The sequence below is a fragment of the Microcoleus sp. Pol1C5 genome, assembly GCF_036701115.1.
GTDB lineage: Bacteria > Cyanobacteriota > Cyanobacteriia > Cyanobacteriales > Microcoleaceae > Microcoleus.
In genome coordinates, this window is the sequence record NZ_JAUBQE010000056.1 from 40,015 (window position 1) to 54,898 (window position 14,884).

12 protein-coding genes are annotated in these 14,884 nt (G+C 47.4%); 10 read left to right on the plus strand and 2 right to left on the minus strand.

Features of this window, described 5'->3' with window-relative positions:
• Nucleotides 1–58: 58 nt before the first annotated feature.
• The 6 genes from aroC (at nucleotide 59) to QUA23_RS25525 (ending at nucleotide 6,547) form a co-directional block, all read left to right on the plus strand.
• Nucleotides 59–1,159, plus strand: a complete 1,101-nt coding sequence (gene aroC, locus QUA23_RS25500) for a chorismate synthase (RefSeq protein ID WP_190659307.1) — start codon at nucleotides 59–61, stop codon at nucleotides 1,157–1,159.
• Nucleotide 1,160: 1 nt separating this feature from the next.
• Entirely contained in the window at nucleotides 1,161–2,072 is a 912-nt protein-coding gene (locus tag QUA23_RS25505; RefSeq protein WP_333048652.1) for an MBL fold metallo-hydrolase, read from the plus strand.
• A gap of 561 nt (nucleotides 2,073–2,633) precedes the next feature.
• On the plus strand, nucleotides 2,634–3,629 hold the full coding sequence (locus QUA23_RS25510) for a hypothetical protein (RefSeq protein WP_333110573.1): 996 nt from the start codon (nucleotides 2,634–2,636) through the stop codon (nucleotides 3,627–3,629).
• Nucleotides 3,630–4,454: 825 nt separating this feature from the next.
• Entirely contained in the window at nucleotides 4,455–5,087 is a 633-nt protein-coding gene (locus tag QUA23_RS25515) for a class II aldolase/adducin family protein (protein WP_333078698.1), read from the plus strand.
• 262 nt (nucleotides 5,088–5,349) lie between these two features.
• Nucleotides 5,350–5,904, plus strand: coding sequence for an Npun_F5560 family protein (locus QUA23_RS25520; RefSeq protein WP_333078699.1), 555 nt, complete (start codon nucleotides 5,350–5,352; stop codon nucleotides 5,902–5,904).
• Nucleotides 5,897–6,547, plus strand: a complete 651-nt coding sequence (locus tag QUA23_RS25525) for a hypothetical protein (protein ID WP_333078700.1) — start codon at nucleotides 5,897–5,899, stop codon at nucleotides 6,545–6,547. Before QUA23_RS25520 ends, QUA23_RS25525 begins: the two co-directional genes overlap by 8 nt.
• A gap of 44 nt (nucleotides 6,548–6,591) precedes the next feature.
• Here QUA23_RS25525 and QUA23_RS25530 read toward each other — a convergent pair whose 3' ends face one another.
• A complete protein-coding gene (locus QUA23_RS25530) occupies nucleotides 6,592–6,936 on the minus strand; it encodes an STAS domain-containing protein (protein WP_333078701.1) in 345 nt (114 codons plus the stop codon).
• Nucleotides 6,937–7,282: 346 nt separating this feature from the next.
• Here QUA23_RS25530 and QUA23_RS25535 point away from each other — a divergent pair, with 346 nt between their 5' ends.
• Nucleotides 7,283–7,906 carry a DedA family protein gene (locus QUA23_RS25535; protein WP_333063240.1) on the plus strand — a complete coding sequence of 208 codons (624 nt, stop codon included), beginning with the start codon at nucleotides 7,283–7,285 and terminating at the stop codon, nucleotides 7,904–7,906.
• Between the two features lie 921 nt (nucleotides 7,907–8,827).
• Here QUA23_RS25535 and purM read toward each other — a convergent pair.
• Nucleotides 8,828–9,856: a phosphoribosylformylglycinamidine cyclo-ligase gene (purM, locus tag QUA23_RS25540; protein ID WP_333078702.1), complete on the minus strand. Its 1,029-nt coding sequence runs from the start codon at nucleotides 9,854–9,856 to the stop codon at nucleotides 8,828–8,830.
• 492 nt (nucleotides 9,857–10,348) lie between these two features.
• On the opposite strand from purM, the gene QUA23_RS25545 reads away from it, so the two are divergent.
• From QUA23_RS25545 to QUA23_RS25555, 3 genes are all read left to right on the plus strand, one after another.
• Nucleotides 10,349–11,425, plus strand: a complete 1,077-nt coding sequence (locus QUA23_RS25545; protein ID WP_333078703.1) for a septal ring lytic transglycosylase RlpA family protein — start codon at nucleotides 10,349–10,351, stop codon at nucleotides 11,423–11,425.
• Between the two features lie 195 nt (nucleotides 11,426–11,620).
• Nucleotides 11,621–13,237 (plus strand): bifunctional pantoate--beta-alanine ligase/(d)CMP kinase, encoded by a 1,617-nt coding sequence (locus QUA23_RS25550; protein WP_333078704.1) that lies wholly within the window; start codon nucleotides 11,621–11,623, stop codon nucleotides 13,235–13,237.
• A gap of 498 nt (nucleotides 13,238–13,735) precedes the next feature.
• Nucleotides 13,736–14,671 (plus strand): polysaccharide deacetylase family protein, encoded by a 936-nt coding sequence (locus QUA23_RS25555; protein WP_333078705.1) that lies wholly within the window; start codon nucleotides 13,736–13,738, stop codon nucleotides 14,669–14,671.
• Nucleotides 14,672–14,884: the final 213 nt, after the last annotated feature.

Here is a 14,884-nt window from a genome sequence, read left to right on the forward strand (position 1 = left end):
TACAGTAAATCTCTATTCCATTTAAGCTAAAAATTATCAAGTTTCAGGGCAAAGCATAATGGGCAATACCTTTGGGCATTTATTTCGAATATCGACATTTGGGGAATCTCACGGCGGTGGTGTCGGAGTAGTAATTGACGGTTGCCCTCCCCTGGTGTCGATCGACGCATCGGAAATTCAAGCCGAACTCGATCGCCGCCGCCCTGGCCAAAGCAAAATTACTACGCCCCGCAAAGAAGCAGATACCTGCGAAATTCTGTCAGGGGTGTTTGAAGGCAAAACTTTGGGAACGCCGATCGCAATTTTAGTCCGCAATCAAGACACTCGCCCCCAAGATTACGGCGAAATGGCGACAACTTACCGCCCTTCCCACGCTGACGCTACCTACGATGCTAAGTACGGAATTCGTAACTGGCAAGGCGGAGGTCGATCGTCCGCAAGAGAGACAATTGGTAGAGTAGCAGCAGGGGCGATCGCAAAAAAAATTCTCAAACAAGCAGCAGGAGTCGAAATAGTCGGCTACGTCAAACGCATCAAAGATTTAGAATGTGTCGCTGACCCGGACACTGTTACCTTAGAACAAGTAGAAAGCAACATCGTCCGCTGTCCAGATGCCGAATGTGCCGAAAGAATGATTGAACTGATCGAAAAAGTTCGCGATAGCGGAGATTCGATCGGCGGTGTAGTTGAATGCGTCGCCCGCAATGTCCCCAAAGGCCTGGGAATGCCCGTATTCGACAAACTCGAAGCCGACTTGGCCAAAGCCATCATGTCCTTGCCCGCCAGCAAAGGCTTTGAAATTGGTTCCGGGTTTGCCGGGACTCTGCTCAAGGGCAGCGAACATAATGATGAATACTATACTGATGATAAGGGTGTAATTCGTACAGTGACGAATCGCTCTGGCGGAATTCAGGGTGGAATTGCTAACGGCGAAAATATCATTTTGCGGGCGGCATTCAAGCCGACTGCGACAATTCGCCAGCAGCAGCGCACCGTTACCCGAGAAGGCGAAGAAACGCTGCTGGCTGCCAAGGGACGGCACGACCCTTGTGTTTTGCCAAGAGCTGTGCCAATGGTGGAAGCGATGGTAGCTTTAGTGTTGTGCGACCATCTACTGCGCCATCACGGACAATGTGGAACCTTAAAGCCTGAATTTTAAAATGGAAATCAGCTTGTCCTCTGTAGCGGCAACTCCCCTTGATTGCCCTCAACCCTCCGAATCAATAAAAGGTATAGATGATTTTGTAGTACAGTTTTGGGGCGTGCGGGGCAGTGTTCCGACACCCGGACAGGAAACTGTTCGCTACGGCGGCAATACTTCTTGTTTGGAAATGCGAGTCGCTGGCAAACGCTTGATTTTTGACGGCGGAACAGGCTTGCGGATGCTGGGAGACCAGTTGGTGCAAGAAATGCCCGTGCAAGCTTATATGTTTTTTACTCACTATCACTGGGATCACATTCAAGGTTTCCCGCTGTTCGCCCCAGCTTTCATCCGCGGCAATAGCTTTGATATTTACGGGGCGACTCCGCCGGATGGAGATTGCATGAAAAGGCACTTCGTAGAACGGGTGCTGCACTCGAATTCGCCGGTGCCGCTGATGGGTTTGCAGGCAGATTTGAATTTCTACGAACTCAATCACAACCAGACGATGATGCTGGACGATATTGAGATTAGGACGGGTTCTCTGAATCACCCGAATACTGCTATGGGATATCGGGTGACTTGGCAGGGACGATCGGTTGTTTATTGTTCGGACACTGAACATTTTCCCGATCGCCTAGATGAGAATGTCTACAATTTAGCCCTCGACGCTGACGTGCTGATTTACGACGCGATGTACACAGACGAGGAATATCACAACCCCAAGTCTCCGAAGGTGGGTTGGGGACACTCGACTTGGCAGGAAGCGGTGAGAATGGCTAAGGAGGCCCGGGTGAAACGAGTGGTGATTTTTCACCACGATCCGGCTCATACTGACGATTTTCTCGATCGCATCGCCGAAGATGTGCAAATCGCTTTTCCGAAGGCTGTCATGGCACGCGAGGGTCTGATTTTGCCGATCGGCTTCTGAACCTTCGCCCTTGTGAGATCGATCGAACCATCAACCGATCACACCATAATTGTTATGTGAATATGTGGATCTGGTCTCGCGCCCAGCTCCACAATTTTTTTAATACGCAGCAAACTCTTAACTGCATGGTATAATTCTTGCTTGTTAAGTTTTAAGGCAGAGTATTTAAGGTTTTTTTTATTCTTCAACCGCGTCCGCAAGACGCCAAGACGTAAGATAATTGGAGAATTGCCAAGGGTGAAAAGGAGACTGTTTTGAATGTCAACAAACACGGGGAGGCGAGGCGATCGCACGCCTGAGTGCTAGTCTGATGCCAGTAGACTTCCAGAAGCCTTGTTACAGATTAATTATTAAGGACAAAAACTGAAGTTATAGCTCGGCTCAAATAAAAGCGCGATCGGTTTTTTCGGATCATGAATATTGACAACTCTCAAAAGCTAATAGCTTTTAGGTAGAAGCAGAGAAAATTTTCAGCAGTCAATTTGACTAACCAGAAAGAAACGATGGCTCTTGGGTTTGGCAGGAGCTGCGGCAAGTGAATGTTATGACTTGACTATCAAAATGGGAAATTTACGTTTTAGATCTTCAGCACATCAATACAGATGGATTGCCTTAGGCAGTTTTGCTGTAATTATGGGTATTTCAGGCGCCCTGGCCTACCGCCTCGCCCCGCCCCCCGGATTCATGGCTCAAGGCACTCTCACTTCTAATAATCCGCCAGTCAAATTTTCGAGTACGGGAACGACAATTCTCAAGCAGGGAGAGCAACTCACCCCAGAGGTTCTGCTGGCAGATAATGTTGTCAAAGCAGTGGCAGATGCAGTTAAGCTGTCGCCCCAGCAAGTTCGACAAAATGCTAGTGTCAAGATTTCTAAGCCGGAACAACCCCTAGAGATTGTTGTTGGGTATCGCTCGCTCGATCAGGAGCAAGCAATCCAAACGGTGGATATGTTGATGAAGGGCATGGTGGAAAAAAGCCGCCTGATTAACAGATATCGGTGGCAATCAGTCAATCAGTCGCTCAATCAACGCTTGGCACAAGTTACTCAAGACCTGAAACAAGCTCAGCAAAAACTCGACCAATACGAAAGAGAACGCGCTCGCCTGTTGCAGCAAATGAAGCTTCAGCAAGACTTTTACAACAAAACTCAGCTTGCAATGGCGGATACGCAAGCTTCGGAAAAGGAAATGGTCAGCAGTTTGGCCGCCGCTACAGTGCCACAAATTGTGGCTACGCCCACGAGCGATCCGACAGTGCCTCTGATTTTGGGAATTGGCCTGCTGTTGGCAATTTTGGTCAGCCGGGGTTTGATTCCTTCGGTGGCGGATTGGAAATACAAGGCAGCTTTTCAGCGAGAAGAAAGCGAAAGGCTCCAAAGTGCTTTGTACCGACTGATCAAAGAAGGCCGCGGCGAAATAACTCTGGTGCGGTTTGCGATGGAAACGCGACTGTCACCGGATGTCGCTCAGCGTTTTTTGAACCAACAAGCTGAAGTCTTTAATGCCAATTGCGAAATTAAAGACGACGGCAGTATCTTGTATCACTTCCACATTTAAAGGGCTACGAGCGATCGCACTCCACAGAAGACTTTAGCCGATCGAGGTATCACTCCTCGATCGGCTTGTTTTTTTCTTAATAGGACTTATATCAGGTTCGGTCGATCGACTATCCCGCTCTAGGTGGACACTGGTTTACGGGAGCTATAACTTATACTACAACTACACATTGTGGTAAGCCCGCCGACGCGAGCTGGCGTTGCGGTGATTTTACCCAACCTGATATTACCCTCAACTCGGTTTCTTAGCTTGTAGGATGACCCGGAGCTAAACATTGCTCGATCGACAGAGGTGTTGACTAACGTAGAGCACCCGAAGATTGTGCCAGTTGCTCCCAGACAGGCTAAAAAATATTTTTTGTGTTCCACTTGCTTTTTGCTTAAATATATGTATAATGATAAAAATCAGTAAATATACGGTTGCTTTTTACCTGAGTTACCGAATTAAAAGGTACTTTATCCTTAAATCTTTCTTAAGGTCAACTCAACTCAGTAGAAATGCGGTAGTATAGAGCAATAACCGATTCAGCGAGATTATGTAGTTTCACATCAGAAACTAGATCGGGCAAAAGCCTGGAATCAAACTCCCCAACTGATAGCTTACATTTTCATATTGAACTTTTGTAATCACCTAGAGGCTAAATCATGATTTTAGGAATAATTGGTTCTTCTTTCCTAGCTTACTTTTTGCTAATGTCGGTCGCTAATTACGGCGACACTGGAATGTAGATTAGTTAAGGCACTTATGTACCGAGACATAAGGCAGCCGGAAAAAAAAGCTGTTTGACAACTTCTTGAGAACTTCGATTAAGTCTCAGCTTAGGCAATGTCTGTCGTGTCAGCTCGGACAAAAAAATGGATGGATGAAGGAGTCGTTAAGTACCGCTGTGACTGGGAAGAAGCAGACCCTGTAGCTGGCAGGAACATAGCAGATTTGATGGACTGGCGCGATCGGCTCCACGCTTGGGGATTAATTGGCGTCTACGAAAATGGCATAGGGTTTGGCAACGTCAGCGTCAGACTCGGCAATTCTTGCCAATTCGTAATTTCGGGCACCCAGACTGCACACTTGAGGACTCTGGGACCAGAATTCTACTGTACTGTTACCGAATTTAATTTAGAACAAAATTACCTCGGCTGCCGGGGCCCCGTACAAGCTTCGTCGGAGTCCCTGACTCACGGGGCGCTGTACCTTCAGAGAGAGGATGTGGGCGGAATAATTCACGTCCATAATCCAAAGCTATGGCAGCAACTGCTGTTTAAGATTCCTACTACTAGAAAAGAAATACCTTACGGCACTCCTCAGATGGCCTTAGAAATGTTTAGACTTTTTGAGGAGGAACATTTGGCAGAGCGCAAAATTCTGGCGATGGCCGGTCACGAGGACGGCATTATCTGTTTTGGCAGAACCGTGGACGAAGCTGGCAAAGTGCTTTCGGCTGTGATTGGTTACACCTGAGATCTTGCACTATTCTGAGAAAAAGCTAAGAAACCGGGTTTATTGACAAAAAACCTAGGATTTTACCTGTGCCTAGGGCAAGAAACTAAGGTGATGGCGTGGATGCCTGATTTGAGTTAGACTGAGCTTTACCCTTGACATCGGACCGCTGGCTCGATTTAGCTTAATGGGTTCAAAACTTTTGAAATGCCTCTTGCCTCTGCGGTAAGGGAAAGATATTTTTAAATAGAAACACATTATATAACAAAAGCTGAGAGTCATCGTGAATCAAACTAAACTTGTAAGCTCAAAAGAATTGCAATCAGAGGTATCTCGTCTCACCGAAGAGCTGCAAATGCGCGACCAGTTGGTGCAGCAGTTGTCTCAAGAACTTTTCAGGTTGGTGAAGGGCAATTCTAATTTTGTGCCGGCGCCGGAAGTTTCCGATCGCCACCAAGCTCAAATGCAGGCAATGCGGGAACAACTCCAAGCTGTTGAAGAACAGGTGGGTTTTTATCAAGAACAAATTGCCGAGCGAGATGCTGAGGTTTACCAACTGCGGCAGTCGGTGCAGGAATTGACGGATCGCTCTCGGATGCTGGAACAGGTAGTACAGGAATTGCCGGGGGTTTACCGCCAGAAGTTTGCCGAACGGATCGAGCCGATTAAGGAAAAGTTGGATCAACTGCAAAAGGAAAACCGCCAGTTGCACACTGAGTTGCAAAGCGTAACTTACCGTCTAGCTGTGCGGAACCGCAAGGCTAAGGGCTTGGATCTGCCGAGTGTCGATGCTGAGGACGATCGGGGAATTCAAATGCCGAGCTTTGGCAATGTCTAAGGTTTTGATTGTGGCGGGTGGTGAGCAAAGTCTGGCCGCAAGTCTCAAGGCAGCTATCGCTCAATCTCATCCTTTAACTGAAGTCAATATCTGTGGGGTTTCTGAACTCCATTCTGGCGCGATCGCTCCGGGTGGGGCGATCGTTTGTCCTTTGACGCTGGATGTGCCAGAAAATCTGGTTTTTCCGGCTCAAGATGTGTTTCGATTTTGTGGCAATGTTTCGGCGGCGCGCGATCGAGTGTCGCAAGAGTTACTTTTTCCCGTCGGGGGTGGCAATTTTTGGCTGCCTGTGGTGTTGACGGCAAAGGGGCCAGTGTATGCTGAAGTGATCGGTGGGGAACCTGACAAGCAGTCTGGCGAGTTGAGTTACTCTCAACCGGTGCATTTGTCGGATGTTTGGCGACAGCAGTTGTATGAGTTGGCTTACCGCTTGCTGAATCTTTTAAATGCGCCCCCGGCGACTTATTTGATGCAGTTTGGGTTTGTAGGGGAAGGGATTTGTTTCGATCGACTTTGGCCTTTTCCGGCTGCACCTGCGATCGCTTCTGTCGGCCTTCAAGTGCCTGATTTATTTGTTTGTCATTGGTATTGCTTGACAAATCAACCTATTTATGATATAGAAATTAGCTCTACGCTTGCTTGAAGTCTCTTGCAAACTTGAGATTTAAACTGGGGATCTCATTTTAATCAAGCAACTAAAGCCGGAGTTTCAGGGGAGACAATTTGGTCGAAACTGTCGAAGATTTCAAAGAGTTGGTCAAGTTGAGTAATTTCAAAAATTAGCTTGACTGTGGCTGAGAGGTTGCAGATGACGAGGCGACATCCCCGGTGGCGGGCAGCGTTGAGTCCACCGACTAAGGCGCAGATCCCGGAACTGTCGATGAAATCTACCGCGCCCATGTCTATTACCCAGAGTTTGTGGCGATCGGGTACAATCTCGGCTAGCTGTTGCTGGAGGAGGCTGCCGGCTTGGGAGTCGAGGCAGTTGTGAGGTTGAAGGACGATGGGTGGGTTGAAGTTTGGAAATTCCATAGCAGTTATCCTACGATCGTAAAGTATGAATAAGTGAGTTTATTTGCTGACTCTCTTGAAAAACTCAGGCGATTTCAGCGTATGTTTTAGGAGGCGCGATCGGGCTAGGGAATCGGTGGGGAGAGCCGTTGTGATAAATTTAGTAGGAAACTAGGTAGCGATCGCGCGGAACGCAACCGCAACAATTCCGTATTCCTCTAGTATGCCTGAAAGGCTAATTTTTAGTTGGATTAGCGATCGCGACAACAGTGTGTTCTTAATCACAGCGAAAGATTGCACTATTGGCTGAATCGAGCCAATATATAAATGTATTGAGCTTTGCAAAAGTTTACGAAGGCAGTATCGAATGTCTTTTGAGTTTTTATCGTTAGAGACTATTCAGCAGTTTGCGCGTGATTACGGCTACTGGGCAGTATTTCTGGGAATTTTGCTGGAAAATCTGGGAGTTCCTCTTCCAGGCGAGACAATTACGATTGCTGGCGGCTTTTTAGCTGGCAGCGGGGAACTGAATTACTGGTTTGTGCTCGGCAGTGCGATCGCCGGTGCTACATTGGGGGGAAATTTTGGTTATGCGATCGGCAGGTATGGTGGCTGGCCACTGCTGCTGAAGCTGGGACAATTTTTCCGCTTTCGAGAAGAACAACTGTTTGACTTAAAAGAACAGTTTAGCAAAAATGCAGCTAAAGCCGTATTTTTGGGTCGTTTCATCGCACTGCTGCGAATTTTTGCTAGCCCCCTAGCAGGTATTGCAGAAATGCCTTTTTGGAAATTTTCACTGTTCAATGTTCTGGGTGCTGCAAGCTGGGCATCTGTAATGGTGAGTTTATCCTACTTCTTGGGACAAGTTGTGTCTTTAGAGAAGTTGGTAGGTTGGGCCGCTCAATTTGCGGTATTTGCTTTGCTGTTAGCAGTTGCTTGGATTGCAATTCCTATTTGGTTGGAGTCGCGGACTTTGGACAAGACTAAATAAGATTGGTGGTTAGACTTTTTGCAAGAGTTCTGGATTTTCTGTTTTTAACCGCAGATAAACGCAGATATTATCTATTTTTGCAAAAAGTCTAATGGCCGCCTATTAATAAGTCAGGACTGCTGTCCTCCCAAGCATCAAGTTGGTAGCGCGAACTTCTGTCCTCAGTCCAATCTCTGCTTTGTATGAGGATATTCCTGGATTGAGTTAGATAGGGTTTCAAAAACTCTATTCCTATAATTATAATTCACCGAAGGCTGCGAACAAAGGAGCAGAGGAAGTGCGATCGCAATAATCAGCGTGTTCGCTGAAAGTCGATGTAATAAATACTCTAGTTCTTCAATTACTTTAAACACTCCATTAGCAATATATTCAGGACTTAGGTAATCAAGGGTTTGAGATTGCTTCACTAGGTTCTCTTCGGACATAAAATAGTAGTAAGCCTCTAGATTCTCTGGATATCCCTCAATACACCAATGAAACACATTATTTACGATGTAACCCAAAAAATCACCAATTTTTAATTGATTTTTTGGGTTATTTAGCAATAACAAAATCATAATTTTTCCTCTACCTCCTTTTTTTATTTTAATGCTTATTGCAGTTGCTATATTTGTTTGGGGTTCCGATACTTTTGAACGGATACTTTTGCACTCATTGACGGAAATAATCTGGAATTATACCGTACTCAAAGGCACAAGAGCTTATTTCAATTTCATTTAAAATTAAAGCAACGAGTCCTTAGTTGTGAATTCCTTTTTCTCTTTCTTCCTCTATCTCCTCTGCGTCCTCTGCGGTTACTTTCAAAATTATAAATTTAACCGCAGATATACACAAATGAATGCAGGTTGAGATTGTCTGTTAGTGGAGAAAACAAAGCGAAGCAATCTTCACCCCCTGCGATTGCTTCTTACTAATTACCCATTACCCATTATTTATAATTAATTCTCCGTTCCCCTCAATCACTTCCCCGATCGCGAACGCACCAATTCCTTGAGATTCAAACCATTTAACAGCCTGTTCTACTTCCCTGGCATCGACCAACAGCACAAACCCAATCCCCATATTAAAAGTATTGAACATATCTGCTGTGGCAACTTGACCCGCTTCAGCAATCCACTGGAAAATTGGCAAATTTGCCCAGCTATTGCTGTCAATTTTCACAGATTGATTAACTCCCAAACAGCGGGGCAAATTTTCCGGTAAACCGCCGCCCGTAATGTGAGCCATGCCGTGAATTTCTAGACCGCTCTTAATTGCTTCGAGGACTGGTTTAACATAAATTTTAGTCGGAGTTAGCAGCACTTCTCCTAAAGTTTGGCCACCTAACTTTTCGGGTTGGGAATGCCAGTCAAAACCGCAATCGCCCACAATTTTTCTCACCAAACTAAAACCGTTGCTGTGCACGCCCGAACTTGCCAGCCCCACAGCTACATCTCCCACCTGCACCCGCGAACCGTCCAACAATTTGCTCTTTTCGACAATTCCCACACAAAACCCCGCCAAATCGTACTCACCCGCTTGGTAAAAACCGGGCATTTCTGCCGTTTCCCCTCCGAGCAAAGCACAGCCCGCTTGCTTGCAACCGTCAGCAATGCCGGCCACCACCGCAGCTAATTGTTCGGGATTTAACTTTCCCGTGGCTAAATAATCGAGAAAAAAGAGGGGTTCGGCCCCGGATGTCAGTACGTCGTTGACGCACATCGCCACCAAGTCGATACCTACCGTGTCGTGCCGATCGAGATTGTGGGCCAATTTCAACTTAGTCCCAACGCCGTCAGTACCCGAAACCATCACCGGCTCTTTTAAACCCTCCGGGACGCTGAAAAAACCGCTAAACCCGCCGAATCCGCCCAAAACTCCCGATCGGTGCGTGCTCTTGACCATATTCCCGATGCGCGAGACAAAAGCTCTGCCCGCCTCAACATCCACACCTGCTTCTCGATAATCCATAAGTCCGCCAAATCGATTTCCAGTTTTTAGTTTATTCCCATAACAGTTGACAAACAGCTTTTTTAAGACTAGCCATTCGGCAGCCCACAAAAGACAATAAATTTTTGTAAATTTTTGTAAATATTTCTGGAATAGCTGAAACGGCTGTAAGCTCTGGAACTAAAGGATTTTATGATAGAGGGTTTTGAGAAAATTTGATGAAGATTTGGTGAAAATCGCGATCGCAGCGATCCCCAACCACAAAAGTTTGTGGTAGTCTGTTGCAGTTCGTGAACAAAACACAAATTGCGGATCGAGTATGAGTTGTCAAGTGTCAGGGAAGTTTCCGCCAATTTTTTTTGGGGCGGAAACATTAAAGCAAAAACGCACCCCGATACTTTACTTTGACTCACGGGGGAATGGCGAAGGGCAAGAGAGAAATCCTTGACGCCCGCCGCCAAATGGCCAATCCTCCAATCTCGGTTGGCAATGGCTATTCACAAAAATGGACGTATGAAGGAAAAATTTGTTGGTGGTCTACTCGCTGTCCTGTTAGTTCCTGTGGTAGGAACGGCATCCTCTTGTCACGCACAAGCAACAGGTGCCGACAACCAAAACTCTCAGGTTTCCGAGCAAGTAATTGCCACCCAACCGTCCCAGCAGTTAAACGCTACTCGGGTCGAAGCGCAAAAAGTCGGACAGTATCAGTATCAAGCAAGAGCTGAAATTGCCCGAGACTCGATCGCCAAAATTCAGCCCCACGAGTTAGACGGGCGACAAGCAGCGACAGTCTACGTGCGAAACATTCCAGTCATCACCTTTCTGAACGCGAATCCGGAAACAAATACGGCTTTGGGAGAAACTGGCAACAGCCAAGCCGGTGCTAGCAGTCCGTCAAAAGTAACCGGCGCCAGAGAAAATCCCAAAGTCGGAAATATTGCCAGCAAATCCAGCAACCAAGAACCCGATCCAGTTTGGCGGGCATCAACCTTAGCAGCAAGACTCAATCAGCTAGCCCGCAACAACATCGATCCCAACAGCATTACCGTTAAGTGGGAAAAAGGCGATCGCTACATTATCCAGGCAAACGGCGAGGACTTGGTAAACATCAACGCCGAAACCATCCTCCCCGACACCACCAGCGACTTTAGCCGAGACGCCCTGCAAGCAACCAATCGCCTCCGCCGACTTCTGGGTAACGCCCCACCCCTGGAAGAAGTCGCAGGCAAACCCCAACCAGAACCCCCCGTGCTGTCTATGGGCCCAGTTCAAGTGCGCCTCAGCGGCTGGGCTTCCTGGTACGGCCCAGGATTTAACGGCAACCTCAGTGCCAGCGGGGAGCGTTTCAACCAAAATGATTTGACCGCAGCCCACCCAAATTTGCCTTTTGGAACGAGAGTCATGGTGAGAAATCTCGACAACGGCCGCACCGTGGTCGTCCGTATTAATGACCGCGGCCCCTATGTGGGCGATCGGCTCATTGACTTGTCTGCAGGCGCCGCCAGCGTGCTGGGAATGATGAGCAGTGGCGTTGCGAGAGTCGAAATCGAAGTGATCGAACCGCCGCAGCAAACAACTGTTGAACGCTGAAGGCTACTCTCAGGCAGAATACAAAAGTTATCCGAAGTGTAGAAGGCAGAAAGTAGAATAAAACTGACATCTTGCACCATTATTTGTGGAAGAAGCCCGAAAGCCTGTTCTTAAGGATGGTGCAAGATGTCAAGTCGAACAAATTCTGACAAATAAACTCTGCATTCTGCCGAATGCCTTCAGGAGATTCTACCGGTGCGCCTGTTTACTACCATTGCAGCACTTCGCTGCTACTTAAATTTACAAAAGTCTGCTGCACCTCATTTGACAGTCGGTTTGGTGCCGACGATGGGAGCTTTGCACGCAGGGCATCTGAGCTTGATCCAGCGGGCAAGGCAAGAAAATGCGATCGTCCTGGTCAGCATTTTTGTCAACCCGCTGCAATTTGGGCCGACAGAAGATTTTCAAGATTATCCTCGGAATTTGGAGCAAGACCGACTTTTGTGCGAACAAGCTGGGGTTGATGCCATATTTGCTCCCTCAGCAATTGAAATGTTCGGCAACCAAGCGGTCGATTCCCTACGGGATAGCTTAGCCGCGCGTACAGAAACAGAGCAAACCGCCCAAAAACAGATAGAGATTCACCTTTCATCCTTAACTCAAGTAGTGCCGCCACCGGCGATGACATCGGTTTTGTGCGGCAAAGCAAGGCCCGGTCATTTTCAAGGCGTCGCGGCAATTGTTACTAAACTTTTGAGTTTGGTGCAGCCGACAAAAGCTTATTTCGGTCAAAAAGACGCCCAGCAGCTAGCAATTATTCGGAAGCTGGTCTTTGATTTTAACTTGCCTGTAGAGATTGTCGCTTGTCCGATCGTCCGCGAAGAGTCGGGACTGGCAATGAGTTCTCGCAATCTGTATTTAACAGCAGAGCAAAAACAGCAAGCCTCCGTACTCTACCGCGCGCTGCAACAAGCCTCGGAAACTTTTTCTTCAGGGGACCGCACCGCAGCAGCCGCACTCGCTGCAGCCCGCGCAGCAGTCGCAGAAGAACCCGCAGTCAAGCTCGAATACGCCGAAATTGTCGATTCCGACACTCTGACGCCGTTGCAGGTTGTGGAAACAGCGGGACTTTTAGCCGTGGCCGCCAGAGTTGGCTCTACTCGCTTGATTGACAATATAATTCTCAGGAATCGCCGGCCCATTGTGGCGATCGACGGCCCGGCGGGAGCAGGCAAATCTACCGTAACTCGCCTTGCAGCAACAGCTTTGAACTTGTTTTATCTGGATACCGGCGCGATGTATCGGGCGCTGACTTGGCTGGCATTGAAAACAGACACGCCGATTTCCGACGAATGTGCGATCGCCGAATTAATCAGTTCCAGTTATTTGGAATACAACCTCGATCCCGCATCAAAGATGTTGAAGATTAACGGCGAAGACGTAACCGAGGCAATTCGCAGTTTGGAAGTGACATCCCGCGTCTCGGAAATGGCGGCAATTCCCGCCGTGCGGCAGTTTCTGGTGGAGGAACAGCGGCGCTGCGGCACAAAAGGCGGAATTATAGCAGAAGGCCGCGATATCGGCACTAACGTGTTTCCCGATGCGGAACTGAAGATTTTTTTGACGGCTTCGGTACAAGAGCGATCGCGCAGGCGGCTGTTAGAACTTAAAGATACCGATCGGGCTAATATAAGCTTGGCCCAATTGGAACAAGACATCGCCCTGCGGGACGAAAAAGACAGCACCCGCGAGGTTGCACCTTTGCGTAAAGCGGCCGATGCTGTGGAAATTCAAACAGACAATCTGACTGTTGCTGAAGTTATCGATCGGATTGTCGGCTTGTACAAAGAGAGAATCGGCCCTAAAAGTTAATTTTACGACCCTGGGGGCGCGTGATCGCCCTCATATCAAATCGGGTTAAACTCACATCTTGCACCATTCTGGCTTAACAGGCTTTCGGGTCTATCCCACAAAGACTAAATTTTATTGTGGGGTAAAATCTTCTAGCCCGCCCTTGAAAGGCTGATTAACAATAGTGCAACATCTCAGGTTAAACTCACATCTTGCAGTGTCAGGTAGGGACGCGGGCTGATGCGGGCTGAGTCCCGAAGAATATCGTGCCATGAATCCGACTTGAGCGCCGTCCCCCTAGGTGGGGAAAAAGTTCAACGATCCCACGTTTTTATGGGTTAGGGGATTTCTGGCACACAAATCTTAAATTTTTTTATCCGGACGGACTTCCCCGCGATCGGTTATTTCCAGTAGCATTTTTAGGAACAGTCCAATTTAAGATTATTCTCTTAAGTGGATTAACTTGATATCAACATAAAATCTCAAATTAACTGTACAAGGTGTGAAGGAGACAATGACGTGACAAAATTGAAACGGCTGTGGAGGCGGCGAAAAAATTTAATCGTTGCTTTGATGGCAGCAACAGGAAGTTTTTTGCTGGGTGTGACATGGCCAATTAACTTCCGGGCCAATCAGCCATTGCAACCGATTCAGGCGCAAGTCTTGGCCGTATCCCAGTCGCAAGAACAACAGCCGATGTCCACTCTTAATAAGTTCTCCCAGGCGATCGCCAATCGAGTAGAATTTTCCCAACAGTCTCTAGCCCAATTGCAGGCAATCCGATTTCAATCAGCCGTACCGTCGCAGTTTCAAGGTACAACCATTCGTCATGCGAAACTTGACTCCCAGCGCAAGGCGATCGCCCTGACATTTGACGACGGCCCCTGGCCTAAAACAACTACACAAATCCTAGATATTCTCAAGGAAAATAATATTAAGGCTACATTTTTCTGGGTAGGAAAATACCTGAAAAATTCTCCCGAAATTGGCCAACAGGTCGCAGCGGCCGGTCACGCGATCGGCAATCACACTTGGAACCATGAATACCTTCAGTATAACGAAGACGGTGCTGCTCGCGAGATCGATCGCACTTCATCCTTAATTGAGGACTTGACCGGCATCCAAACATCGATGTTCCGCCCGCCAGGAGGCATTTTAAACAATGGATTGACAGCTTACGCTCAAAAGAACAATTATGCAGTTGTGATGTGGTCTGCTGATTCTTTTGATTGGCGCACTCTTACGGAATCTTTAATAGATAACGTGATGAGGCAGGCAAATTCCGGCGGTATTGTGCTGATGCACGACGGCGGGGGCAATCGAGCGAGAACTGTAAAAGCTTTACCTGATATTATTGCTCGATTGAGAAATGAAGGGTACAGTTTCGTAACAGTTCCCGAGTTATTGCAGATGCAAGAACAAGAATTAGCACAACAGGAAACAGCACAGAAATAACAATTTGGAAAAGTGGGAATTTACACCATTATGCCATTTTTTTGTATGGCGTTAGATTAATTTTTTTTTCATAACTCTAGCCGAACGAAGAAGGAAGAAGGAGCAACCGCGCCCGATTCTAGGCGACATTCTTAACTAGGGCTTGCTGAATAATTAGCTAAAAGGTTTATACAGCAAGGCTTAGGGGATAGGGCGATCGAACAGATCGTGCAA